The organism is Rhizobium sp. Leaf371 (assembly GCF_001424045.1).
GTDB lineage: Bacteria > Pseudomonadota > Alphaproteobacteria > Rhizobiales > Rhizobiaceae > Ferranicluibacter.
Genome location: NZ_LMQB01000025.1, coordinates 107,501 through 132,546 on the forward strand (window position 1 = coordinate 107,501; position 25,046 = coordinate 132,546).

Consider the following 25,046-nt stretch of genomic DNA (forward strand, 5'->3'; position numbering starts at 1 on the left):
ATCAGCTCCGCTGGATGCGCGGATCGATCGCGCTCTGCAGCACGTCCACGATGAGGTTGAGAAAGACGAAGAACAAAGCGAGCACGAGGATCGTGCCCTGCAGGATGGGCAGGTCGCGGGTGAAGATCGCGCCGTTGAGGAGGAAGCCCGTGCCCGGCCAGGAAAAGACCGTTTCGATCAGGATAGAGCCGCCGAGCAGATAACCAAGTTGCAGGCCCATGACGGAGATGGCGGTGGGTGCTGCATTGCGCACGACATGGCGCAGGATCTGGCGCGACATGAGGCCCTTGGCGGCGAGCGCCTGGGTAAAATCCTGCGACAGGATGTCGGCCACGAGCGAGCGGATGGTGCGAGCGATGATGCCCATGGGGATGACCGACATGGTGACGGCCGGCAGGATGAGAAACTGGAGATACTCCCAGCTGAAGGCCCGCCCATCCGAACCGCCCGGTCCGCCGCCCATGGCCGGCAACCAGCCGAGCGTGACGGAAAAGGCGATGACGAGCACCATGCCGAGCCAGTAGTGGGGAACGCTGACGCCGAGCATCGCAATGGCGGAGGCCAGGCGATCGATCCAGCCGCCGCGAAAGACGCCGGCCACGAAGCCGAGCACGGAGCCGATCGAAAAGCCGATCACTGTCGCGGCGACCGCGAGGATGATCGAATTGATCGACGCGTCCAGAATTTCGCTCAGGACCGGACGGCCGGTGGCGATGGACACCCCGAGATCGCCATGCAGCGTGCGCCATGCCCAGAGCCCGTACTGAACCGGCAAGGGCTGATCGAGCCCGTAGAAGACGCGCATCTGCATCTGCTGTTCGGCCGAGGCGTCGGACGGAAGGATGGCGGCGAGCGGATCGCCGGGCGCGATATGGATCAGCAGAAAGCAGACGATGCTCACCCCGATCGCGACGGGAACGACGTGAATAAGTCTCTTGAGGGCATAGGCCAGCATGCTGTTCTCGTTGCGCTAGGACCCCTCTCAACGAAGGATCTCATGAGACGGAAAGTCTCGAGGCATCCCGATTGCGCGGCGCGCGGCGCCGCGCAATCGGGTGTGGCAGATGGAGATCAGGGTTCCATGCTGATGGTCGAGAAGTCCTGGAACCAGTTCTGCGCCTGGACGAAGCCCTTTACCTTTTCCGTCATGGCGCGCGGGTTCACGTCGTGCGTGACCATCAGGAACAGGGCCTCGTTCACGTATTTCTCGTGGATCTGCTGCAGCACCTTGTTCTGTTCTGCAGGGTCGAAGGCGGTGCGGACCTTGGCAAACAGGTCGTCCATCTCGGGATCGCAGTAATAGCCCCAATTGGTGCCGGCCGGCGGCGCGAGGTTGCACTGCGACTGCCGGATGAGGGCCGTGAAGGGATCCTGGATGAAGTAGCTGTAATTGACGGCCGTCGCCCCCTTGGCGCTCGGGTCCTTGGCGCCCGCGCGCCAGATGTTGATCACCGTGTTCCAGTCGGCGACCTCGAATTCGACATTGATGCCGATTTCGGCGAGCGTCTGCTGGATGTATTCGTTCATCTGAAGCGGCAGCATCTGCCCGGAACCGGACGAGGAGATGACGACCTTGGTCGTGATCGGCTTGTCCGGGCCGTATCCGGCTTCCGCCATCAGCTTCTTGGCTTCCTCGACATCATAGCTCAGCTTGAAGGTCGGGTTGCCGAACCAGGGGCTGCCCGGCGGAAGGTAGCCTTGTGCCGGGATCGACAGGCCGCCGAGAAGCTCGTTCAGGCCCTCGCGATCGACGGCGAGGTTCGCGGCCTTACGGACGCGGATATCGTTCCAGGGCGAGCCCTCGACGCGCGACAGGTGCCAGGTCCAGTTGTGCGGATAGGAGTTCGTCACGATCTTGAAGCCGGCATCGCGCAGAGACGCGACGGAGTCGGGGGCCGGCGCCTCGATCCAATCGACCTGGCCCGAGCGCAGCGCTGCGACGCGCGTGTTCGGCTCGGGCAGGGGGATGAGGACCAGCTTGTCGAGCTTGGGGATGCGGGCTTTGTCCCAATAGTCGGCATTGGGGGTCAGTTCCGCGCGCTCGCGCGGGGTGAAGCCGTTCTCGAGCTTCCAGGGACCGGTGCCCGATGGCTTCTGCGCCACCGCGTCCCAATTCTTCCCCTGCGCCTCCCAGTTGGCCGGCGAGGACATCAGGATCCAGCTGATCTGGTAGGGCAGTGTCGCATCCGGCGTCTTCGTCACGATTTCGACCGTCTGCGGATCGACGACTTTATACGAGGCGACGGCCGGGATGCGCGACTTGCCCTGCGCCGACTGGCGCTTGTCGAACTGCGGCGCGTCGCTCTTGAGAAGCTTGTCGAGATTCCAGACGACGGCATCGGCATTGAAGGCGCTGCCGTCATGGAATTTCACGCCGTCGCGCAGCTTGAACGTCCATTTGGTCTTGTCGGTCGCATCGACATCCCAGGATGTCGCAAGGCTCGGGATCAGGGTCGCGGCCTTGTCGGCGCTCGAAAGGTCCCACTCGATCAGGGCGTTGTAGAGCGTATAGCCCATCACCCGCTGGCCCTCGCCGCCCTGGTCCGTCTGCCCGGTCGTCAGCGGAATGTCGGATGCGGTCATGCCGATGCGCAGGGTGCCGGCGGCCAGCGCTCCGCTCGCCGATGCGGCAGCGAGCGCAAGCGCTGCTGATCCCGCGATCAGTGCGCTCCGCACACTGTCTCGGATCGAACGGCTGCGGAAAATGGATCTGGATGTCGGCGTCATTCTGTTCCCTCAATTGCGGTGCCGAGCGGTCCGCCCAGGCTGACTTGAGAAAGCAGGTTTCATGCCATGTGAGATGCGTCGTGCGTTTCCGCAGTTCGATCCGTCTTCAAAAAGGAGGAGGATCCGTCTTGGCAGAGGATGGACGAACGGCAGGGTTACCGGGACGACCGCAGCAAGCGAACGCTTACGAAATGCGCATGATCAATAAATAGGCAAATCTCAAGAGCAAAACCCTGCCGCGGGTGCGGCAGGGTTTTGCCTGTCAGCGATGCAGGCCGTGGGGTCAGGTGTCTGACCGGTCGGCGCGCAGATAATCCATCAACGTCTTCGGCTTGCTGGACGCCTTCAACCGGGCCTTGACGGGCTTCTTGGCGACATAGCGCGGCGTATAGACCTTGAAGTCCTCGAGTGCGGTGAAGGTTTTGCCGTAGTTGACTTTCAGTGCCTTCAGAGCCGGCGCGTTCTTGGAGCGGGCCGCGAGAACGGCCAGACCGACCACGCCGCCTTCCGTCGGTTGCCATTCCACCGAGTCCGCAAACCAGGTCTTTGCCGTCGCCTTGTCGTTGCTTGCAAGGTACTTCCAGCCGATGGCCTGTGCGCCGAGCGCGGATTTCTGCGCCGTCACGGTGTCCTGGAACAGCTTGTTCTCGGTTTCGTCGAGGGCGATCGTCGGCTTGTCCGACGTAAGATCGCTGGCCACGATCTCGATATACTGGCGCGCGACATCCGGCGACATCTTCAGATAGTGGCGTGCGAGCTTCAGCGCATCCTCCGTCTTGTCCATCTGCCGCAGCGTCAGGATCAGGCCTTCGATGCTCTTCGGGTCGCGCTTGAACCGGGTTGCCTGCAGGAACCAGGCATTGGCGTTCGCCCAGTCTTTCTGGGAGTAGAAGTACCAGCCAACGAGGTTTGCATCCTCGACGGAGGCGTTTCGCTGGATGAAATCGACGAAGCGGGTGATCTCTTCGTTGGCCGGCATTTCCGAGAAATCGCCATGCTCGATGAAGGAGCCGATCTGGCGACGGATTCCGTCGAAGCCGAGGTTCTCGAACTCCGGATGGCCATCCTGCGTCATCCGGCCGAGGGCGAGAAGCGAGGTGAAGCCGACCGGCGGAATGAGCAGCGAGGCTTTCTGGACCGTCGACAGGCGCATGGCCGGATCGTCGCAGCTCGAAAGGATATAGCGGTAGACGTCGAACGCGTCGGCATAGCTGCGTGTGCGCGCAAAGGCTTCCGCGACATTCCACTGGACCTGCATCTCGCCGCACACCATGAGCGACGGCATGGCCTGTGCCGTGGAAATCACGTCCTTCCAGCGGCTCTGGGCCATGGCGCCATCGATGAGGCTGCGGGCTTCACCGAGCTGCAGCTTGCTCATGAGATCGTCGGACGGCTGCCACTTCGGATTGACGCTCTGGGCGCGGGCGATGCCGGCGCGAACGGCGGCATAGTTGCCGGTCGCATAGATGTTCCACAACGGCTGCTCATCGAACTGCGAAACCGGCGTGAACAGGTCCTTCGGCGGCTGCCAGTCCGGATAGAGATCCTTCAGGCGGCGCAGTTCGGCGCCGACGCGCTTCAGGTCGCGTGTCGAGGCGTAGTAGCGAAGAGCCGAGATATCCACGGACGCGGCGGTGGCCGGCTGCGCCGAAGTGATGCCGGAAGCCGGCGCCGTCGTCGGGGCAAACGGATTGACGACATCGGACCCGGGAAGAGGAGCCAGTGCGGGGGCGGACACGGGCGTTGCGGCCGGGCGAAGGGCGTCGATCGGCGCGGCGGGCTGGGTGGTGGGCTGGGTGGCGGGAACGACGACCGAGACCGGCTGGGCTGCGGGCAGGCGCCCCTGGGTGGTGGATGCCGCTGCCGTCGTGCGCATGAACGGGTTGTCGCCCGGTGCCGCCTTCGGATTGACGGCGACGCTATCGATCGCCGGAGCGCTGTTTGCGGTCGGCGCGACAAACGCGCTGTTTGCGCCGGAGACCGCTGCGGACGAGGAAACGGCACCGACAGGCGCCAGCAGCGGATCGTTCGCGTCCAGCGTCATTCCAGAGCTTTGGGCCAAACCTTGGGAGGCCGGCAGGGTCCACGACATTTCCTGGGCCCGCAGTTCGGAATCGTCGTTCTGGAGCGACTTCAGAACCAAACCGGGATTGATGAGGAGGACGGCGGTGGCTGCGAGCAGCGAGAACTTCAGTTTTGACTTGGCAGACATGATGCATACCTCTCGGAGATGGCGATGATGCTCAGGAGATGGAGCGTGGAAGGGTAATATTCGGTCGGCTCGAAGGGTGGCATGCTGGAATCTTGTCCAGCCCTGCCGAGACCGCAGGAAAGAAGCGCGCTGACGGCGCGGTAACCGGGATCGGGCATGGCCGTCATTGCGGCGGCGGTCGCCAGATCCATGACGTGCATGACGTTGGCGCCGTTTTCGTTCCAGCGCTTCTGCACGCCTGTCAGAAGCGACAGGGGTGCGGCGCCGGACCACGCCGTGTAGAGCGGAACCCGGACCGCCTCGTAGCCGAAGGTGGCGGCGAAAGCGGGTGCCGGCTGCGGATGCGCGCCCTTGAGCGAAAGCCAGTCGGCCGGCAGGTCGCTGTTGCCGAAACGGCCCTTTTCGAGAAGCGACTTGCCGCTTGCGATCAGGTCGGCCGCGGGAAAGGTCGGATCGACAAGGCCCAGCTCTTCAAGAGCGGGGAAGATCCAGTAGGACAGGTTGACGACGATCCCGGGCTGCTCGGCGCTGCCGCCGAAGCCCTGCGCGGCGGGAAGGAGCAGCGTTCCATAGGTCGCATCCCTGACCGTCGCCTTTGCCTTGAGATCCTTGAGGATCCTGCGGGCTTCGGCGACATAGGCCGGTTCCTTCCACCGCGTCGCAGCGCGCGACAGGGCCCAGGCAATCAGCAGGTCGCCGTCGGAGGCGTTGTTCGTGTCGGCAACCCGCGTTGCCGCGTCCGGGCTCCACCGCCAGGCCGAGAGGGCATCCTCGCGAACCTGAAGGTTTTCCTGCGTCCAGGTCCAGAGTGCGTCGAAGGTTTCCCGATCGTCCGCAGCGACCGCGATCAGCATGCCGTAACCCTGGCCTTCGCTGTGCGATACGTTGCCGTTCGACCGGTCGACGACACGCCCATTTTCCACGAAGATGGACTTGTACAGCCACCAGGCGCCGGCGATGTAGTCTGCCGGCAGGAAGGTCTCCGCGCTCTTCACGCGGTTTGTCTTGTTCGCCGCCAGGCCGCTTGTCGGCAGCATGGCGGAGAGGAGGACGGTCATGGCGGCCGTGAGGCTCCATGTGACCAGGGCGAGCGACTTAGCCATGATTGCGGCGTCCGGTCGAGAGAACCATGTAGGTGCCGATGCCGAGGAGGATGGCGGCCGTCAGCAGTGCGAAGATGTAGACGGTGGCGTTGTTGGCGAGCCAGCTTGCCGTGACCAGGCGCATGTTCGACAGGCTGAGGGGCTGCGTCCGGTAAAGCGTCTGGTTGGTCGCAAGCTGCTGGTCGAGCTTGATACCGGTCTCGGAGAAGGCCTGAACCGATCCGCCGAGCGTGTTCCACACGTTGAGGTCCGTCAGCACATCCGTGCCGGCCACGATGCCGTTGGCGCTCTTGGAGGCGACAACCGTCCAGAGACCGCCGTTTCCGCCGGCGTTCTGGGCGATGACGAGCGTGGTCTCGGCGGTCGGGGAGAAGGCTTCCGGCTTGATCTCGTCGCCCAGAATGGCGCGAAGGGGCGCGATGTTGAGCTTGGAAAGTTCGGAGACCGTCTTCTGACGGATCGCCATCAGCATCTCTGTCGAACGCTGCAGGGGTGCTGCGAGAAAACCGCCGGCCGTCTGCGAGAGATCCACCGCCGTGCCGACGACGCTCGTCGTCATCTGGCGCTGTATGTCGCTCTGGGGACCGAAGTTTTCGAGAGCGGCGAACTCGTAGGGCGAGGCTGCCGATCCCGCCATGTTGCGGATGTTGACGAAGTCGAGGTTCATGCGGCTGACCAGCTCGGAGGGCAGCGTGTCGTAGCCGCCGAACGCGATGAGGTTGGCCGTGTCCATGGTCGGCAGCAGCGAAGTGTACTGCATCGGCTTCACCTGGCCGGAGGAATAGGCCATCTTGGCGACGAAGGTCGCCGCCGCATCCATGCTCTGGACGTTATAGTTCGGCACGAGAAGCGTGGTCGCGGCACCCGTGTCGCCTTCGACCGGGGCGGGAAGACCCGAGGTCAGCGCGGCGATATCGGGATAGCGGCCGACGCGGGCATAGTTCGGGATATCCAGGTAGGAATTGCCGTCGATCGAGAGGCGGATTGTCGATGTCGCCTTGTCGACGGACTCGCAGGCCGCATCGAGCTTCGAGGGCAGCCGGGCTTCGACTTCCAGCGTATTCTGGCCCGGGCGCAGCGCCGTGAACGGGATCGGCAGGCGCTGGTCGCGGATCGCGCCGCCCAGCGGCGAGCTGAGCGGGATGTTGGCCACGACCTTGTCATTTGCCTTCACCGTCAGGACGGCTTCGGGGGACAGGCCGCCGACATAAAGCGCATTGAGGTGGAAGTTCATGCTCGAATAGGCGCCGGGGTAGAAATCCGACGGCATAGTGAAGTTGACCTTCGACTGGACGAACCGGCCGTCGAAGGGCTTTGCCGCAAAGCCGAGATCCGACAGGGTGACCTTCTGTCCGGGAACGAGGAGACGTCCCTTCATGTTGGTCAGGGCCGCAAGGCCCTCGGGCGTGCCGACGGGACGGTCGCGGATCGCCTGCTGCACGAACAGCTGGGTCTTTGCGTCCAGATCGGCGGTATCGAGACCGGCGATGATCAGGCGCTTGCGATCCGGCGTGGCGCCGGCAGCAACGATGGCCGTCTCGCCGGAGGCGAGAACCGGAGCGTCGTTTCCGAGCAGGGCCGTGACGTCCTTGGCCGCGCCGACATAGATGTCGATGCCGGCGCCGGTTCCCGGCGTCGAGCCGAACTCGACCTGGGGATGGTTGAAGTTGCCGGCGATCGTGAGCGCCTGGACCACGTTCAGGGCACGGTCGTAATCCGGCATCTGCGCGCCGCGGGGCAGAATGACGCGCAGGTTGGTCCGGCCTTCCCGCGTTCCGCCGAGCGGCATCAGGTCGATCATCGTGAGGGTGCCGGCCTCGGCCGAGGGGAAGACGAAGCCGCTCTGGGCAGGGTCGATCTTGGTCCACAACTCGTAGGTTGCCTCGACGCTGCAATCGACGCGGTGGCGGTGGCTGGCGGCAAGGGCAACCGCGTTATAGCCCGGCTGGATGACGCCTGCCGGAATGTCGAAGGTGACGCGGCGCGGGTCGCCGGCCACGAGGTTGGTGGTGCCGATTTCGCGGCCGTTGATCTGGATGGCGAGGTTCGACCGCTCCGGCGCAGCCGAGATGGCCGTCTGGAGCGTGAGAACCAGTTGCGAGGCGCTCGAGGCTTCGTCGGGGCGGGCAAAGAAGGAGAGCTTGCGGCTCGCGAACTCGCCGTCGAAGAAGAGATCGTAGGGGCTGGCGGCAATCTTGCGCAGCGAGCCGCCGACATTGGAGAGCTGCGCCGGCGCGGCTGCCGGCGATGCTGTGTTGAAGCGGAACGGCCCGGGGACCGCCGCCTGAGCCAGCGGCTGGGTCTGTGTCAGGGACTGGGCGAGCGCCGTGCTGGAGAGGCCGGCCAGAAGAATGGACGGCAGCAGCGCGAGGGCGAGGGTGGATGACTTGATCATGTTGGTTTCCTCTGGCTTTCCGGTCACGCGGCTTCGACGACGGGTTGCGGCTTTTCGACCGTCGGGCGACGGCGGCGGCTTGTTCGCTCGGCCGTCGATTTGGACGAAAGGCCGGCCGTGATGGCGAGGAACGGGCTGAAGATGGCCCAGCGGATGAGCGTCAGGAGGGCGACCGGGTAGGACCGGCGCTTCTGGCGACCGTCACGCAGAGCGCGGGGAAGGTCGAGATCGGCAAGCATGAGGCTGGCAATCGCCGGGAAGTGGCAGGCCTCGGCATCGAGTTCGACCACGAAGCTGCGGTGATCGCTGCCGGACGGCTTGCCGATGAAGACGGGAACCGAGGGAAGGATGACGTTCGCCGGGGGATCGATGAGAAGCAGACGGCCGTACTCTCCGGCACGCAGCGGTGTGGTTGCGTTCTTCTTCAGTTCGATGGTCGCCTTTTCCGAAGAGATCTGGCGAATGATGACGGGCACGGTCTGGTTGCCCACTTCAAGCTCGGCCGCTCTTGCCGAGGGGAGGCTGATGCCGTCGGCGTCGTTCGGCTGCTCGGTGACGATGCCGAGTGCAGCACCGGCGATGATGAGGTTCAGCAGGTTCCAGGCACCGGTGATGACGATGAGGTCACCCAGGGCCGGCTCCGTCTGGTAGCGGTAGATGGCGTAGGACAGGACCATTCCGAGACCGGCGAAGATGGCGAAGAACGGCCAGGCGAGGTTGGAAAGCTGGCGCTGGGTCAGCGATACGCCCTTGTCGGTGACGTTGAAGGTCGGCTTACGCGGGTTGAGGAAGACGCTGATGATCGCCCGGACCAGAAACACCGACTGCACATATTCGTACAGCTCGGAAATCCAGGGCCAACGCATCTTGCCGTAGAGGTAGTTGCGCAGGATTTCGGACGCGATGAGGTACGTGACGGTATAGGCCAGGAAGTCTTCGGCCGAGGCATTGAAGATCTTCAGGTTGAAGAGAATGAAGAGAATGGGTGCGACGAGGAAGGTGGCGCGAACGAAGGGGAAGAGCCAGAAGAAGCAGCTCGACATGTAGCTCAGGCGCTGGGGAAGCGTCAGGCCCTGCTTGAAGAGCGGGTTCTTCAGGATGAGGATCTGGATCATGCCCCGGCACCAGCGCGAACGCTGACCGATGAAGCTGGCGAAGGTTTCCGGCTGGAGGCCGGTGATGAGGGGCTTGTCGACGTAGACGCTGTTCCAGCCGCGGGAGTGCAGTTCGAGCGCCGTCTCGCAGTCTTCGGTGATCGTGATCCCCGAGAAGCCGCCCACTTCGTCCAGGGCTTCGCGGCGAAGGACCGCTGCAGAGCCGCAGAAGAAGGAGGCATTCCAGCGATCCAGGCCCTTCTGGATCATGGTGTAGAACATCTCGTTCTCGGCGGGCATATGCTTGTAGGTGCCGAGATTGCGCTCGACCGGATCGGGATTGGCGAAGAAGTGCGGCGTCTGGACCAGGAAGAGATCCGGATCGTCGCTGAAGTGACCAACGGTTTCCCGCAGGAAGGCGCGCTCCGGGGCATGGTCGGCGTCGAAGACGGCAATCAGCTCGCCGGACGTGCGTTCCATCCCGGCATTGAGGTTGCCGGCCTTGGCATGAACGTTCTGTGCCCGGGTCAGGTAGTGGACACCGAGATCGAGGCACAGCGTCCGCAGCGTGTTGCCACGGTCGATCGCCGCCTGGGAGGTTTCGAGATCGGTGCTATTACGCTTCTGGTCGGTGCCGCCGTCGTCGAGCAGGTAGACCGTGAACTTGTCGGAGGGGTAGTCCAGGCCGGTTGCTGCAGCCAGAGTCAGCGAAAGGATCTCGGCGCTCTCGTTGTAGGACGGTACGAACACATCGACGGTCGGCAGTTCCTCATCGGAAAGCTGGCGAGCGCGGGGACGCTCGACCGGATCGGCGACCACGAACACGCTGATGAAGAACATGAAAATGCAGAACATTTCGGCGACGTAAAGCAGGATGCCCGGGATGAACGACATCAGATCGTCGATCGGCGGCAGCGTGCTCGTCGTGCGCCAGTAAGCGTAGCGCAGGACAATGATACTTGCAGTCGCAAGAGCAATGTAACGCAATGGTCCTGATCTATTGAAGCGCGTAATCACGAAAAGAAACGCGATCGTAAGAGCGGAAACAAGTAATTGTACGTCAGGCCCGACCGGCTGCAAAACAAATGCAAATATTGCCGCCGCGGACGTGATCCAAATGAAGAGAGATAATATACGCATGACAATAACATCCTCTGGTTTACATATTAGTAAGTAGTTTAAGTAGAAAAACGGGTCAATATTTAAAATTCGACATAAAATATATGTACTGAGTCGATTCGTGAGCAAATAGCTCTTTAAATATGCATTTACCTTATCTCGTCTGCATTTTTGCGATTTTGAACCTATTTCAGGTTGATTAAAGTGAATAGATAATCTCACTGCGAGAAATCGAATGTTAGAGTGAGGTAAATAGTGATGGTTAAAATCCAAGCTTTTGGAGGATGAAATCCGCATTTCAAGGCGTCGGGGACAGGTCGGGTGGAGGCGATGCCGTCCGTGACGCAGCAACGGTCATTCGGCGACGGCGTTCAGACACCGAAAAGGGGGCCTCAATCGTCTGATCGTGCGCAGGCGGAGGGATGGATATTCATCAGAATGACGCGCTCTACATGGCGCGCCGCAGCGACGCCTGTCGCCAGCACGGCGGGTCGTTTGCCTCTTCATCGAGAGAGGAATTGCGCGCCTGCCGTGTCTTGACGCGGACGACGGATCAGCCGCCGACGCTCCGACATCCGGCAACGCAGGATGGAGCTCGACATGCATCGCAAGATCGGAAAGCCCGGCTTGGAAGAACGATCGTCCTCACCGCGCCGCGCTGCCGAGACCTCGCCTTCCCAGCCGCCCGCGTCTGCAGTCTCGATGACGGCACAGGTGCATACGGCGGCGGGATCGGGCGCAATCGGCCGCGCCGGAGGTTGTGCCGGGCGTTTCCGCCCGACAAGATTTTCAGCCTGAATTAATCAAAGCCGTGCAGTTTCCGGTCGTGGCATCAGCCATGGGCGATCATGATGTGGCGCACGGCGGTATAGTCTTCGAGCGCGTAGACCGAGAGGTCCTTGCCATAGCCCGACTGCTTCAGGCCGCCATGTGGCATTTCGTTGACCAGCGCGAAGTGCGTGTTGATCCAGGTGCAGCCATATTGCAGGCGAGCGGCCGCCTGCATCGCCCGCGTAATGTCCTTCGACCACACGGAGGAGGCGAGGCCGTAATCGCTGTCGTTCGCCCAGGTCACGGCTTCTTCGGATTCGGCAAAGCGCGTGACCGAGACGACCGGGCCAAAGACCTCGCGGCGAACGATTTCGTCGTCCTGCCGCGCGCCGGCGATCACGGTCGGCTGGAAAAAGAAGCCGTCGCCCGGCCCGCGCGCGCCGCCCGTCGTCACCTCCATGTGCCGCGCCTCGTTGGTGCGCTCGACGAAGCTTGAAACCCGGTCGCGCTGGCGGGCGGAGATCAGCGGACCGATCTCGTTCTCCGCATCGTTTTCAGAGCCGAAGGTGATGCTGGACACGGCGGAGGTGAGGTCGGCGACCAGCTTCTCGTAGATGCCGTCCTGCGCGTAGATGCGGCAGGCGGCCGTGCAATCCTGCCCTGCATTGTAGAAGCCGAAGGTGCGGATGCCGGCGACCACGGCGTCAAGGTCCGCATCGTCATACACGATGACCGGCGCCTTGCCGCCCAGTTCCAGATGCGTCCGCTTGACGGTCTTGGCCGCCGCAGTCAGCACCTTCTTGCCGGTGGCGATATCGCCGGTGATCGACACCATCGCGATCTTCGGGTGATTGATCAGGGCATTGCCGACGGTGTCGCCGCGCCCGAGGATGATGTTGACGACGCCTTCGGGCAGGATGTCGGCCAGAAGCCGGGCCATCTTCAGCGCGGTCAGCGGCGTCTGTTCGGAGGGCTTGAAGACGACGGTGTTGCCGCCGGCCAGCGCCGGGGCAAGCTTCCAGGCCATCATCATCAGCGGGTAGTTCCAGGGCGCGATGGAGCCGACGACGCCGATGGCGTCCCGCCGGATCATCGAGGTGTGGCCCGGAAGGTACTCACCGGCAACAGGGCCGTTGAGCATGCGGATGGCGCCGGCAAAGAACCGCCAGCAATCGACGATCGCGGGTATCTCGTCGTTGCGCACGGCGTGCAGCGGCTTGCCGCAGTTCAGCGCCTCGAGGCTCGCAAAACCGTCCGCATCGCGTTCGATCGCGTCCGCGATGCGCAGGAGATAGGTCGAGCGCTCGGCGGGTGTCGTGCGCGACCATGTCGTGAAGGCGCGCTCCGCCGCATCGACAGCGGCGTCGATCTGCGCATGCGATGCCTCGGCGAGCGACAGGATCTTCGCCCCGGTCTTCGGGTTCAAGATCTGCTCTTCCACCTCGGTGCCCGGCTCGAAGCGTGCGCCGATCAAAAGGTCCGTATCCATGGTCGATCTCCTGTTCAGGTTCGGGTCATTTGCCCGCGCCGGCGATCTGGTCGCCATCGCGGGTGAGGAAATAGGCGGCGAGGATCGGGAGGAGCGTCACGAGCACGACGACCATGGCGACCACATTGGTGACCGGCCGCTGGCGTGGGCGGATCAGTTCCTCCAGCATCCAGATCGGAAGCGTCGATTGCTGTCCGGCCGTAAACGTCGTGACGATCACCTCGTCGAACGACAAGGCGAAGGCGAGCATGCCCCCGGCCAGAAGCGCCGTCGCGATGTTCGGCAGGACGACATAGCGGAACGTCTGGAAGCCGTCGGCGCCGAGATCCATCGACGCTTCCACGAGCGAGCCCGACAGCCGGCGAAAGCGCGCGACGGCATTGTTGTAGACGACGACGATGCAGAAGGTGGCATGGCCGAGAACGATGGTGAAGAACGAGAACGGGATATCCGCCATCGAGAAAGCCGACCGCAGCGCGATGCCGGTGATGATGCCGGGCAGGGCGATCGGCAGGATAACGAGCAGCGAGACGGCTTCCCGACCGAAGAAGGCGGAACGGGAGACGGCCGCCGCGCAGAGCGTGCCGAGCACGAGCGCGATGGCGGTCGCCAGGCTCGCCACCTTCACCGACAGCGTCAGCGCCGCCCAGACATCCGGTCGGTTCCAGGTGACGGCGAACCATTCGAGCGTCAGCCCCGGCGGCGGAAACCGATAGCTCTTCTCCTCCGTGGTGAAGGCGTAGAGGAAGATCAGCAGGATCGGCAGGTGCAGGAAAAGGAGACCGAGGCAGGCGGAGATCTTGAGCGGCAGCGGCGCCCGGTCGAAACGGTCAGAGCGCATCGAAAGCTCCCATGCGGCGGGCGGCCCAAAGGTAAACGCCCATGATGACGATGGGCACCAGCGTGAAGGCGGCGGCAAGGGGTATGTTGCCGGCGGTGCCCTGCTGCGCATAGACCGCCTGGCCGATGAAGAGGCGCGAGGAGCCGATGATCTGCGGTATGATGTAGTCGCCGAGCGTGAGCGAGAAGGTGAAGATCGAGCCGGCGACGATGCCGGGCAAAGCCAGCGGCAGCAGCACATGGCGAAACGTCTGGCGCGGATGGGCGCCCAGGTCCGCCGAGGCCTCCACGAGGCTTCCGGACACCCGTTCGAGCGCTGCCTGGATCGGCAGGATCATGAAGGGCAGCCAGACATAGACGAAGACGAGGAAGGTGCCGGTATAGCTGACCGACAGCGAGTTGCCGCCGATGACCGGGATGGACAGCCAGGCATCGAGCAGCCAGAGCAGATGCAGCTTGGCGAACAGCCAGGTGAGGATGCCTTCCTTCGCAAGGATCAGCTTCCAGGCATAGATCTTCACGAGGTAGCTCGACCAGAGCGGCAGCATGACGCCGAGATAGAACACGGCTTTCCAGGCGCCTTTCGCGTAGCGCGCGGCGTAGTAGGCGACGGGAAAGGCAATGACGATCGACGCCAGCGTCACGCTCGCTGCCATCGCAACGGTGCGCAGGATGATGTCGAAATTGGCGTCCGAGAAGAGCTGCCGATAGGTGGCCAGCGTCGGCTCGTAGGTGACGAGGCCGGAAAAATCATCGATGGCGAAGAGGCTTTGCGCAAGAAAGATCGCGAGCGAGCCGAGATAGACGACCCCGAGCCAGAGCAGCGGCAGGCAGAGAAGCAGCGCGAGAAAAAGCGTCGGGTGCCGCCACAGCCTATCGGACAGGCGGCCAGGGCCGCGCCTGCCCGACACCGCGGCCGCATGCCTCTCCCCGCCCTGCGACACCAGCGCCATCAGGCATCCTCCATCACATGGAGGTCCCGTCTGTCGAAGGCGAGGCTCACGGGCTCGCCTGCCGCGGGGAGCGGCGTGCCCGCGGCAAGCGAGGCCACGATGCGCTCGCCGCCGCAATCGAGCGTCAGCCGGTTGACCGGGCCGAGAAAGCTGGCAGCGACCGGAACACCGACGAGGCCGAGCTGGCCTGCGGCCGGGGTCCCGATCACGATCGACTCCGGCCGCAGGCTGGCGGCAGGCGCGTCGAGGCCCAGATGCTCGCACTGGGCGCGGGAGAGCACGTTGGAGGAGCCGACGAAATCGGCAACGAAACGCGTCTTCGGCCGGCGGTAGATCTCCTCCGGCGTGCCCACCTGGCGCACCTTGCCCTCGTGGAACACGGCCACCCGGTCGGCCATCGACAGAGCTTCGCTCTGATCGTGGGTGACGAAGATGAAGGTGAGCCCGAGCGTCTTCTGCAGGCTTTTCAGCTCCTCCTGCATCTGCTCGCGCAACTTCAGGTCCAGCGCGCCCAAGGGCTCGTCGAGCAGCAGCACGCGCGGCCGGTTGACCAGCGCGCGAGCCAACGCCACGCGCTGGCGTTGGCCGCCGGAAAGCTGGCCGGGCTTGCGCGCGCCATAGCCGGGCAGCGCGACCATGGCCAGCGCCTCTTCCGCCGCCCGCCGCCGTTCGGTCTTGCCCATCCCCTTCACCATCAGCCCATAGGCGACGTTGTCGAGGATCGAGAGATGCGGAAACAGCGCGTAGTCCTGAAAGACGGTGTTGACGTTGCGCCGGTACGGCGGCACGCCTTCCGCGGTCTCGCCGAAGATCTCGATATGCCCGGAGGTCGGTTGCTCGAAGCCGGCGACCAGCCGCAGGCAGGTCGTCTTGCCGGAGCCGGAAGGGCCGAGCATGGCAAAGAACTCGCCTTCCGCAACCGCAAGATCAACGCCATCGACGGCGCGGACGCTGCCGAAATGGCGCGAGACGTTTTCAAAGAGGATGGCGTTCATAGGAAATCCTGTCGAAGCCAAGAGAGTGGCATGGACGTCAGACGCCGCCGCGACCTTCTCCTCGCAGGCGGGGAGAAGGACAGACGGTGCCGAAGCTTGCCCGGACGAAGCTTGCCTGCCCGAGCAGCTTGGGAAACGAACGACGTTTCAGGGACTGCGAATTACCGCCCGCCGATGACGCCGATATAGTCGGACACCCAGCGGTGATAGGGCACGCACTCGCTTTGGCTCGCGCATTTGGCGACCGGCGTCTTCCAGAATTTCACCTTCTCGAAGTTGTCGTAGCCGTTCGTCTTGCAGCCTTCGTCCGTCAACAGCGCATTGCCCTTGCAGGCTGCGCCGACCGAGGGGTTGGCGCCGAACCAGGCGGAGACGTTGCCCTGGACCTTGGGCGAGAGCGAGTGCTCCATCCACATATAGGCGCAGTTCGGATGGGCGCTTTCGGAGGAGAGCATCGTCGTATCGGCCCAGCCTGTCGTGCCCTCCTCAGGGAAGACGGCGGCGATCGGCTGCTTCTCTGCCGTCAGAAGGTTGACCTGGAACGGCCAGGAGCCGGAGGCGACGACACCTTCGTTCTTGAAATCGTCGATCTGGATCATGGCGTCGTGCCAGTAACGGCCGACCAGCGTGCGCTGGACGCGCAGGATATCGAGCGCGGCCTTGTACTGGTCTTCGTTGAGCTCGTAAGGGTCCTTGATGCCGAGTTCCGGCTTGTGCGCCATCAGATAGTTGGCGGCATCCGCCACATGGATCGGCCCGTCATAGGCCTGCACGCGACCCTTGTTGGACTTGCCGTCGGGCAGGGTCATCTCCTCGAAGACGACCTTCCAGCTCTTCGGCGCTTCGCCCTTGAAGGCGTCCGTATTGTACATGAGGACGTTCGGCCCCCAGACATAGGGCGTGCCGTAATGGACGCCCTTCACCGTATGCCAGGGAGCATCCTGCATCCGGGCGTCGAGCGTCTTCCAGCTGGGAATGAGATCGGTATTAACAGGCTGCACGCGCTTGCCGGCGACCAGCCGCAGCGACGCATCGCCCGATGCGGTCACGAGGTCGAAGCCGCCTTCGTTCAGCAGCGCGACCATCTCGTCGGATGTCGCCGCGGTTTTCACCGACACCTTGCAACCGCTCGATTTCTCGAAGTCGGTCACCCAGTCATAGGCTTTGTCGGTTTCGCCGCGCTCGATATAGCCGGCCCAGGCGACGATCGACAATTCGCCTTCGCCCTTGCCAAGCGTCTTCAAAGGCTCCTGGGCAAGGGCGGATGTGGCAAAGGCCAGCGACACGGCAAGGGTGGTGCAGGACTTCAGAATCTTGATCATCTGTGATCTCCCGGTTCGGCCGATGTTCGGCTCATTTGTTCCCGGTCGAAACGTGCCGCGCTTCTGCCGCATTCGCAAATTCATTAAACAGATAGGCGGTATCGGTTTTTCCGAAACCTAACCGCGACCGCGGCTGCTGCGCAGCGTTTCCACGACGCCGATGAAATCCCGCGCCGACTGCGGCAGGCTGGAGCCTTTCCGCCAGACCATGCCCACCTGCACGACGGGCAAGGCACCGGAGACGTCGCGGCTCTCGATCCTGTCGCCTTCCAGAGACCAGGGGCGGTAGACGAGGTCGGGCAAAAGCGCGATGCCCGCGCCGGTGGCCACCAGACTGCGCACGGCCTCCACCGAGCGCGTGCGGAACGCGACATGCGGACGCGCGCCGAGGGCGGCGAGCAGCTTGCCGGTGTTCTCCTCGATCTCGTCCACCGTCAGCATGATCAGCGGTTCCCGCGCGACATCCGAAATGGAGATGATATCGGCCGAGACCAGCCGATGGCCGAGCGGCAGCCAGAGCCTGTAGGGCGAGGTCTCGATGATCTCCGCCTGAAGCGCCATCCGGTCGCGCAGATTGGAGATGACCATGACGGCGACGTCGAGTTCGCCGCCGATCAGGAGGTGTTCGAGATAGGAGCCATTGTCCTCGATGGCGCTGACATCGACCGAGGGAAAGGCCCGCCGGTAGCGCGCCAGGAGATCCGACAGAACGTAGCCCGCCACCAGCGACGTCACGCCGAGATTGAGCTTGCCGGTCGCCGTTTCCGGGGTCTGGCTGAACGAACGGCGCGCATCCTGAACCCCGGCCAGGATCTTCGTTGCATGCCGCAGGAACTGGTGACCGTTATGAGTGATGTTGAGGCCGCGCGGATGCCGGTCGAAGAGGGCGACGCCGAGGTCGCTTTCAAGCTCCTTGATCGCCTCCGTAATCGAGGATTGCGAAATGGACAGGTTCTGCGCCGCCCGGGTGACGGAGCCCTGTTCGGCAACGGCGACGAAAAACTGAAGCTGGCGGAGCGTGAAGGCCATCTCGTGGTTATCGGGATGTCGCTCTCGAATGGCAAGTCCCGCGACCTTGTGCGGTCTATCGGCCGGGTTTTGTCCTCAAGGCGTGCGGTTTTTCCCGGCCAGCAGGTCCGCCAGCGTCACGGGTCGCAATCCTTGCGCATCGACCCCGACATCGAACTGCCGCGGCATGGGCTTCAGGCGCCCGTGCGAGTGGCCATGCAGATCGATGGACTTCTTGCCCATCTGGTTCCAGGTGCGGAAGGCGTAGTGACAGAGGATGAGATGATGGCCGTCGAGCCGCATCTCTGCATAGGCCTGCACGCTCGACCACCCCTTCGCCTGTATCGTCGTTTCCGGGTCGTTGTTGCCGATGATCAGATGTTTGCGGCCATGCAAGGCGGCGAGCATCTGCACGCAATCGCCGCGCTTCGAGATCACGTCGCCCAGATGCCAGACCTCGTCCTCTTCTCCGACGACCGCGTTCCAGTTGGCGATCAGCGCGGCATCGTGCTCGGCCATGGTCCGGAAAGGGCGGCGATCGATGCGCAGGACGCGCGGATCGCCGAAATGGGTGTCGCCGGTAAAGTAGATCATGGCCGGGAACTGGCGTCGGCGCGGGCGAGATCAAGCCTTGCCGCACCGTTGCCGGTCAGGGCGCGACAACGCCACATGAGCGTCCCGCTTGACGTCGCTCCGTCGTGCCACAGGTTCCGGCCCATGAAGGAACCGCGTTACACCAAATCCAGTCTCCCGCAGAAAGTCTGTGCCGCCTGCGGCCGGCCGTTTTCCTGGAGGAAGAAGTGGGCGCGCGATTGGGACACCGTCAAGACGTGTTCGGAGCGCTGCAAGGGCGATCTGCGGCGGAAGACGCCCCGAGGCGGATGATGTGGGAACCTGTGTTTTTATCGCGGTGCGATAGAAAATCTTAAGGTTGGTCAGGGCCACCGCTTCCGATCCCCGCGTTTTCCTTAGTGCCATCTTTAGGATTTGCAGCCACACTGGCGATCCTGCAACCACCGTCGAGATGAAAACGGATTTCCAGCGTGATTTCTGCCGAGAGCAAGCGGTCTGACAAAGAGGCTCCGGACATGCGGGCCTCGGACATGCAGGCACTCGACCGTGCGTGGCAGATGGGATGCACGGGACGATCGACCCTCGCGCTGGAGATCGCACACGGCGTTCACTCGGCATCGGTCCAGCGTGACGACCCCCACGTGCAGGCGCGCAGCGCTTACGAGATTTCGTGGTACTGCTTCCAGCTCGGCAAGTCCGAGATGGGTCTCGACTATGCCGAGCAGGCCGTCACGATCTGGCGTCATCTCGACCAACCCGCCTTCGAGGCGCAGGCGCTCAGCATTCAAGCCTGGCTGAACATGGAGCTTGGACAGCTGGAAGAGGCCGTCGCGCTGGCGGCGGAGGCACTGGATATCGCCGACCAGAGCGGCGATCTGCGCGCGCGCTCCCTCGCCATCAACGTCACCGGAGTCATCTTCTGGTTGTCCCGGCAGCCGCCTCTGGCAATCGATTACTGCGGCCGCGCGGTCGCGCTGGCGCAGGAAGCCGGCGACCGGAGTTTCGAGTGCTGGTGGCTCATCAATCTCGGCGGCGCGCAGTCGGAGGCGGCCTACATGGCGCTGGAGGCCGGAGACCGTGCGGCCTTCGACGCAGCCATCGGTCCGGCGATCGAGGTGACCCATCGCGCCAACGACCTCGCCCGCTCGCTCGGAGACACCTGGGCGGAGCGTCTCTGCCTCGGAAACCTTGCCGAATACTGCAATGCGGCCGAAGACTTCCTCAGCGCAGAACAATTTCTGGCCCGCTATCGCGATATTGCCAACGAAGACGATTTGCGGGGCGAGGGACACTATCTCGACATTCTCGGTCGGACGCTGATCTCGCTGAGGCGCTATGAAGAGGCACTGGTGCCGCTTCAGCATGCGCATGTGCTCGCCACAGGCAGTGGCAATGTCGAGACGCTGATGTTTGCCTGCCTCTATCTCTCCAGGGCGCACGAACACCTCGGAGCGTTCGAACCGGCGCTCGACTTTCACAAGCGCTATCACAGCCTGCACCAGCAGTTCACCGCCGAGCGGACCCAGCGCAATGCGCGGCTTGCCGACATTCGCTACGAGACGAAGAAGCTGCGAATGCTGCTCGACACGGAGGCTGGGCGGACGGCCGAGATCGCCCGCTCGTTTGCGGCGCTGCAGCAGCAGACCACGATGCTGACGGAGGCGGCGAATACCGACCCCCTGACCGGCCTCGGCAATCGCCGCCGACTGGAAGCGGCGATGGACGCGGTCGAAGCCTCCGGCGAAGGCTACATGCTGGCCGTGCTCGACGTCGATCACTTCAAGGCGATCAATGACAAGCTTTCGCACATCGTCGGTGATCGCGTGCTGATCGCACTCGGCGCGCTGATCAGAGGCGCGTTGCGGGCGCCGGATCTTGCGGTTCGTTTCGGTGGCGAAGAGTTTGTCTTGCTGATGACCGGCGTGACGGTCGGGCAGGCGAAGAAGACCTGCGAGCGCATCCGCCTGACGATCGCCCGCCATGACTGGTCGCCGGTCGCATCCGGTCTGTCCGTGACCGTCAGCATCGGCATTGCGCTTTCGTCGGAAAGCGGTATCCCGCATGAAATTCTCGAAATTGCCGACCGCAATCTCTATCGCGCCAAGCAGGCGGGCCGGAACAGGGTCGTGCTGTCGCCGCGAGCAGGCTCATCCTCAAACAGATGACGGCTCGACGCCCGGCCGGGCTATCTCCGCCGTCGGCGCGTCTATAAAGTCTCCTCGTGAAGGACTCGAAGTTGCCGAGGGCTTCGGCCTTGGAGACAGGCATGGCGAGAGTGGGGATGACGCGATGATGACAATGGACGAAGCTCTGGATCGCGCTGGAACAGGCCGCTTCCAGCGCAGGCTGTTGGGGGTCTTCGGTCTCGTCTGGACGGCCGACGCCATGCAGGTGCTGGCCGTCGGCTTCACCGCGGCCTCCATCGCCGCCACATTTCAACTGACCGTGCCCCAGGCGCTGCAGACGGGCACCCTGTTCTTCCTCGGAATGTTGATCGGTGCGGTCGTCTTCGGTCGGCTTGCGGACCGGTGGGGTCGCCGGCGCGTGCTGCTCCTCACCGTCGCCTGCGATGCCGTCTTCGGGACGCTTTCCATTTTCGCGCCGGATTTCACGAGCCTGCTCGTCTTGCGGTTCCTCACCGGTATCGCCGTCGGCGGAACCCTTCCCGTCGATTATGCCATGATGGCGGAATTCCTGCCGGCGCGAAACCGGGGCCGCTGGCTCGTCATGCTGGAAGGGTTTTGGGCCGTGGGCACGCTGGTGATCGCCCTTGCCGCCTGGGCCGCGAGCATTGCCGGCGTTGCCGATGCCTGGCGCTATATCTTTGCCGTCACCGCGCTGCCGGCGATCATCGGCGTTGGCCTCCGCTTTTTCGTTCCGGAATCGCCGTTCTATCTGCTGCGCGCGGGGCGTGCCGAGGAGGCGAGAGCGATCGTCAATCGCATGCTGGCCCTGCATGGAAAGCCGGTTCTCTCGGAAAACGACCAGCTGGTCGCCGCGCCTGCAACGGCATCCGAAGGCGTATTCTCACCCGCTCTACGCCGCCGCAGTCTGCTCATCCTTGCCGTCTGGTTTCTGGTGTCCGTGTCCTATTACGGCATTTTCACCTGGATGCCGGCGCGCCTCGCCAGCGAGGGCTTCGGCTTCGTGCGCGGCTATGGCTTCCTGGTGTTCGTGGCGCTCGCCCAGATCCCGGGCTATGCGCTGGCCGCGTTCGGCGTGGAGCGCTGGGGTCGGCGCCCGACGCTGATCGGCTTCTGCCTGTTGTCGGCGCTCGGCTGCCTGCTCTTCGTCCTGTCTCCGGACGATCTGCTGATCGGCGCCTCGTTGCTGGTCATGAGCTTTGCGCTGCTGGGAACCTGGGGCGCTCTCTATGCCTTCACGCCGGAGCTCTATCCCACCGCCTCCCGCGCGACGGGCATGGGGGCGGCCGGTGCCATGGCAAGGCTCGGCGGTCTCATCGCTCCGACCCTGATGACGGTCGTCGTCACGTTCGGCGTCGGCGTTGCGGTCGGCCTGTTTGCCGCCCTTCTCGTCTGCGCGGCGCTCGCCGCCCGCCTGATCGATGCGGAAACGCGGCAAGCCTCGCTCGGCTGATATCCGTATCGGACTCGACCAGAAGCCGGAGCGGGCAGGCAAAGTTCTACCCGCTCCGGCAATTTGTATGCAACGATCAGCTTTTCGGCTTCTCGTGGTGACCGCCGAACGCAAAGCGCATGGCCGAGAGCAGCTTGTCGCCGAATTCGGCTTCGCCCTGCGAGGTAAAACGCTGGTAGAGCGCGGACGAGAGCACCGGCACCGGAACGCCCGTGTCGATCGCCGCCTTCACCGTCCACCGGCCCTCGCCGGAATCCGAGACCCGGCCGCTGAAGTTTGCAAGTTCCGGATCGGTCTTCAGCGCGCCCGCCGTGAGATCGAGCAGCCACGAGCTGACGACGCTGCCGTGACGCCAGACTTCGGCGATGGCGGCGAGATCGAGATCGAACTGGTAGTATTTCGGCTGCTGCAACGGGCTCGTTTCCGCGTCGGCCGCGCGGTCGGCCTTGCCGGCATTGGCGGATTTCAGCAGGTTCATGCCCTCGGCATAGGCTGCCATCATGCCGTATTCGATGCCGTTATGAACCATCTTGACGAAGTGGCCGGAGCCGCTCGGTCCGCAATGCAGGTAGCCGCGATCCGCTGTCCTCATGCTCTCGGTGATATCGGCGGGATCGACATCGCCGCCCGGAGCGAGCGTCGCAAAAATCGGATCGAGATGCCGCACGGCATCGTCAGGTCCCCCGATCATCAGGCAATAGCCGCGATCGAGACCCCAGACGCCGCCGCTCGTTCCCACATCGACGTAATTGAGCGACCGGGCCGTCAGGCGTTCGGCGCGATCGACGTCGTCGTGATAGAAGGAGTTGCCGCCGTCAATGAGGATGTCGCCGGGCACCATATGGGCTGCGACGCGTTCGAGGTTCTCATCGGTGATCGCTGCCGGCAGCATCAGCCACACCGCAGCGGGCTTGGCGAGCTTCGACACGAGCTCTTCCACCGAGGCCGCACCCACGGCGCCTTCGGCAACGAGCGCCGCGACGCTGGCCGGGTTAATATCGTAGACGACGCATTCATGGCCCCCGCGCAGCAGGCGGCGCACCATATTGGCGCCCATCCTGCCCAGTCCCATCATTCCGATCTGCATTGGTTTGAAACCTTCTTGCTTCTGTCGCCGGTTGCTGGCGGCAGGCACTATGTAGGCCGCTTCGAGCGCGAGGGAACCTCCCTTCCGACACGGTGCTTTTCAACCCTCAGGGCACCGCGCTGAGGCGGGCTTCCGTCAGGTCGATTTCGCGCACGATCCGGCGGGCCATCTCCTCGGGCAGTTTGCGGGCGCGAACCATTTTCAAAATCTGGTCGCGTTCGGCGCGGGCACCGGCAAGCCGCAGCACGCGCTCGATTTCCTCCACCTTGCGGATCTGGTCGTTCTCGTCGCCGGATCGCGAGCGCCCATCGATGCGCTGGCGATAGACCTCCATCAGGCGCGTGCCGACATCGGCATAGAGGTCGGCATCGTTGCGGCCGGTGCCGAGCCGGTGCTGGGTGACTTCGATGGCCTTTATCGCGGCTTCCGCCGCGGCGATCCGAGCCTCGTCCTCCTCCCGCTGGTGGGACGGCTCGGGCGGAAGCTCGAGATCCTGCAGCAGCGCCGGCAGCGCGACGCTCGCCGCCACGAGCGAAACGATGATGACGCCCGCGGCAAGGAAGATCACCAGATCGCGCGCCGGGAAGGGGGTGCCGTCGTTCATGACCAGCGGCAAGGTGAGAATACCGGCAAGCGTGATCGCGCCACGAACGCCGGCGACCGAGATCGCGACGACGAGCCGCCAGCTCGGAGTGTGGATCACTTCGCCGCGACGCGCCGCCTTGAACAGCGTGAAACGCAGGGACACCCAGACCCAGGCGAGACGCAGCGCGCCGAGCGCCAGCGTGATGGCGACGACGTAGACGCCGAGCCAGATCGGGTGAAGATGACCGGTGTCGCTGACGATCCGCGCGGCCCCGGACACGATGCCCGGAAGCTGCTCGCCAAGCAGCACGAAGATGATGCCGTTCATGGTGAACTGCACCGTGTCCCAGACGGCGGCGCGGCGCACGCGGGTGACGGCGAGCACCCGGCCGCGCTGCTCCTCGTAGCTCATGGCGATGCCGGCCGCGACGGCGGCGAGAATGCCGGAGCAATGAAGGTGTTCCGCCAGCAGATACGCCCCGAAGGGAATGAGGATGCTGATGAGGATCTGCGATCCGGTCTCCTCGCCGAGCTTGCGCGACACGAGATCCTTCGCCCGCGTCACCAGCCATGTCACGCCGAGGCCGACCGCGATGCCGCCGATCGCGAGCCACAGAAACGTCAGCACCGCGCTTCCCGCGGAAAATGTTCCGGTGAGCGTGGCGGCCACGGCAAACCGCATGCAGACGAGGCCCGAGGCGTCGTTGAGGAGCGATTCTCCCTCCAGAATATGCGTGATGCGCCTGGGGATCGGCACACGCGCCGTGATGGCGGACACGGCGATCGGGTCCGTCGGCGACAGGATCGCGGCCAGCGCGAAGGCGACGGACAGGGGAATGGCGGGCACCATCCAGTGGATGAAGAAGCCGATGCCGAGGACCGTGAAGATGACGAGCCCCAGCGCCAGCTCCAGGATGGTGGCCTTGTCGTGAAACAGCCCCTCCTTCGGGATGCGCCACCCGTCGAGGAACAGGAGCGGCGGCAGGAAGAGCAGGAAGAACAGCGTCGGTTCCAGAGTGATCGCGGAACCCGTCAGCGTCGCCAGGAGCGCGCCGAGCCCGATCTGGACGAGCGGCACCGGCACGGCGATCGGAGACAGCCGCGCCAGCATGCCGCTGATCACCACCGCCAGCAGAAGGAACAGCGAAATCGTCACGCCTTCCATGTTCGTCCTCT

The 25,046-nt window shown here is 63.9% G+C and carries 18 protein-coding genes; 3 read left to right on the forward strand and 15 right to left on the reverse strand.

What is annotated here, in order from left to right:
- Nucleotide 1: 1 nt before the first annotated feature.
- The 13 genes from ASG39_RS16675 to ASG39_RS16735 all read right to left on the reverse strand — a co-directional run bounded on the left by ASG39_RS16675 (nucleotide 2) and on the right by ASG39_RS16735 (nucleotide 18,622).
- Entirely contained in the window at nucleotides 2-955 is a 954-nt protein-coding gene (locus tag ASG39_RS16675) for an ABC transporter permease (protein ID WP_062596107.1), read from the reverse strand.
- Between the two features lie 116 nt (nucleotides 956-1,071).
- Nucleotides 1,072-2,727: an ABC transporter substrate-binding protein gene (locus ASG39_RS16680; protein ID WP_156468174.1), complete on the reverse strand. Its 1,656-nt coding sequence runs from the start codon at nucleotides 2,725-2,727 to the stop codon at nucleotides 1,072-1,074.
- Nucleotides 2,728-3,010: 283 nt separating this feature from the next.
- Complete coding sequence (locus tag ASG39_RS16685; protein WP_062596108.1) at nucleotides 3,011-4,939, reverse strand: hypothetical protein; 1,929 nt, start codon at nucleotides 4,937-4,939, stop codon at nucleotides 3,011-3,013.
- Nucleotides 4,918-6,042, reverse strand: a complete 1,125-nt coding sequence (locus ASG39_RS16690) for a glycosyl hydrolase family 8 (protein WP_062596109.1) — start codon at nucleotides 6,040-6,042, stop codon at nucleotides 4,918-4,920. Before ASG39_RS16690 ends, ASG39_RS16685 begins: the two co-directional genes overlap by 22 nt.
- Nucleotides 6,035-8,437, reverse strand: a complete 2,403-nt coding sequence (locus tag ASG39_RS16695; protein ID WP_062596110.1) for a cellulose biosynthesis cyclic di-GMP-binding regulatory protein BcsB — start codon at nucleotides 8,435-8,437, stop codon at nucleotides 6,035-6,037. The genes ASG39_RS16690 and ASG39_RS16695 overlap by 8 nt, the downstream gene beginning before the upstream one ends.
- 23 nt (nucleotides 8,438-8,460) lie before the next feature.
- Nucleotides 8,461-10,947, reverse strand: coding sequence for a UDP-forming cellulose synthase catalytic subunit (bcsA, locus tag ASG39_RS16700; protein WP_347360164.1), 2,487 nt, complete (start codon nucleotides 10,945-10,947; stop codon nucleotides 8,461-8,463).
- Between the two features lie 535 nt (nucleotides 10,948-11,482).
- Complete coding sequence (locus tag ASG39_RS16705) at nucleotides 11,483-12,910, reverse strand: gamma-aminobutyraldehyde dehydrogenase (RefSeq protein ID WP_062596112.1); 1,428 nt, start codon at nucleotides 12,908-12,910, stop codon at nucleotides 11,483-11,485.
- Nucleotides 12,911-12,935: 25 nt separating this feature from the next.
- Nucleotides 12,936-13,751 (reverse strand): ABC transporter permease, encoded by an 816-nt coding sequence (locus ASG39_RS16710; RefSeq protein WP_062596113.1) that lies wholly within the window; start codon nucleotides 13,749-13,751, stop codon nucleotides 12,936-12,938.
- A complete protein-coding gene (locus ASG39_RS16715) occupies nucleotides 13,741-14,703 on the reverse strand; it encodes an ABC transporter permease (protein ID WP_062596114.1) in 963 nt (320 codons plus the stop codon). The genes ASG39_RS16710 and ASG39_RS16715 overlap by 11 nt, the downstream gene beginning before the upstream one ends.
- On the reverse strand, nucleotides 14,703-15,698 hold the full coding sequence (locus tag ASG39_RS16720) for an ABC transporter ATP-binding protein (RefSeq protein WP_062596115.1): 996 nt from the start codon (nucleotides 15,696-15,698) through the stop codon (nucleotides 14,703-14,705). Before ASG39_RS16720 ends, ASG39_RS16715 begins: the two co-directional genes overlap by 1 nt.
- Nucleotides 15,699-15,859: 161 nt before the next feature.
- The gene (locus tag ASG39_RS16725; RefSeq protein WP_062596116.1) at nucleotides 15,860-17,020 is read right to left on the reverse strand and encodes an ABC transporter substrate-binding protein; all 1,161 of its coding nucleotides are present in this window, start codon (nucleotides 17,018-17,020) and stop codon (nucleotides 15,860-15,862) included.
- Nucleotides 17,021-17,137: 117 nt separating this feature from the next.
- A complete protein-coding gene (locus ASG39_RS16730) occupies nucleotides 17,138-18,049 on the reverse strand; it encodes a LysR substrate-binding domain-containing protein (protein ID WP_062596117.1) in 912 nt (303 codons plus the stop codon).
- A gap of 75 nt (nucleotides 18,050-18,124) precedes the next feature.
- Complete coding sequence (locus ASG39_RS16735; protein ID WP_062596118.1) at nucleotides 18,125-18,622, reverse strand: metallophosphoesterase family protein; 498 nt, start codon at nucleotides 18,620-18,622, stop codon at nucleotides 18,125-18,127.
- A 123-nt stretch (nucleotides 18,623-18,745) separates the two neighbouring features.
- Here ASG39_RS16735 and ASG39_RS23435 point away from each other — a divergent pair, with 123 nt between their 5' ends.
- The 3 genes from ASG39_RS23435 to ASG39_RS16745 all read left to right on the forward strand — a co-directional run bounded on the left by ASG39_RS23435 (nucleotide 18,746) and on the right by ASG39_RS16745 (nucleotide 22,198).
- Nucleotides 18,746-18,913: a DUF2256 domain-containing protein gene (locus ASG39_RS23435; protein WP_082477331.1), complete on the forward strand. Its 168-nt coding sequence runs from the start codon at nucleotides 18,746-18,748 to the stop codon at nucleotides 18,911-18,913.
- A gap of 203 nt (nucleotides 18,914-19,116) precedes the next feature.
- Nucleotides 19,117-20,766, forward strand: coding sequence for a GGDEF domain-containing protein (locus ASG39_RS16740; RefSeq protein ID WP_062596119.1), 1,650 nt, complete (start codon nucleotides 19,117-19,119; stop codon nucleotides 20,764-20,766).
- A 124-nt stretch (nucleotides 20,767-20,890) separates the two neighbouring features.
- Nucleotides 20,891-22,198 (forward strand): MFS transporter, encoded by a 1,308-nt coding sequence (locus ASG39_RS16745; RefSeq protein ID WP_062596120.1) that lies wholly within the window; start codon nucleotides 20,891-20,893, stop codon nucleotides 22,196-22,198.
- Nucleotides 22,199-22,274: 76 nt separating this feature from the next.
- On the opposite strand, the gene gnd is transcribed toward ASG39_RS16745, so the two are convergent.
- Both gnd and ASG39_RS16755 read right to left on the reverse strand, forming a co-directional pair.
- Nucleotides 22,275-23,285: a phosphogluconate dehydrogenase (NAD(+)-dependent, decarboxylating) gene (gene gnd, locus ASG39_RS16750; protein WP_062596121.1), complete on the reverse strand. Its 1,011-nt coding sequence runs from the start codon at nucleotides 23,283-23,285 to the stop codon at nucleotides 22,275-22,277.
- Between the two features lie 106 nt (nucleotides 23,286-23,391).
- On the reverse strand, nucleotides 23,392-25,035 hold the full coding sequence (locus ASG39_RS16755) for a Na+/H+ antiporter (RefSeq protein ID WP_062596122.1): 1,644 nt from the start codon (nucleotides 25,033-25,035) through the stop codon (nucleotides 23,392-23,394).
- Nucleotides 25,036-25,046 lie beyond the last annotated feature (11 nt).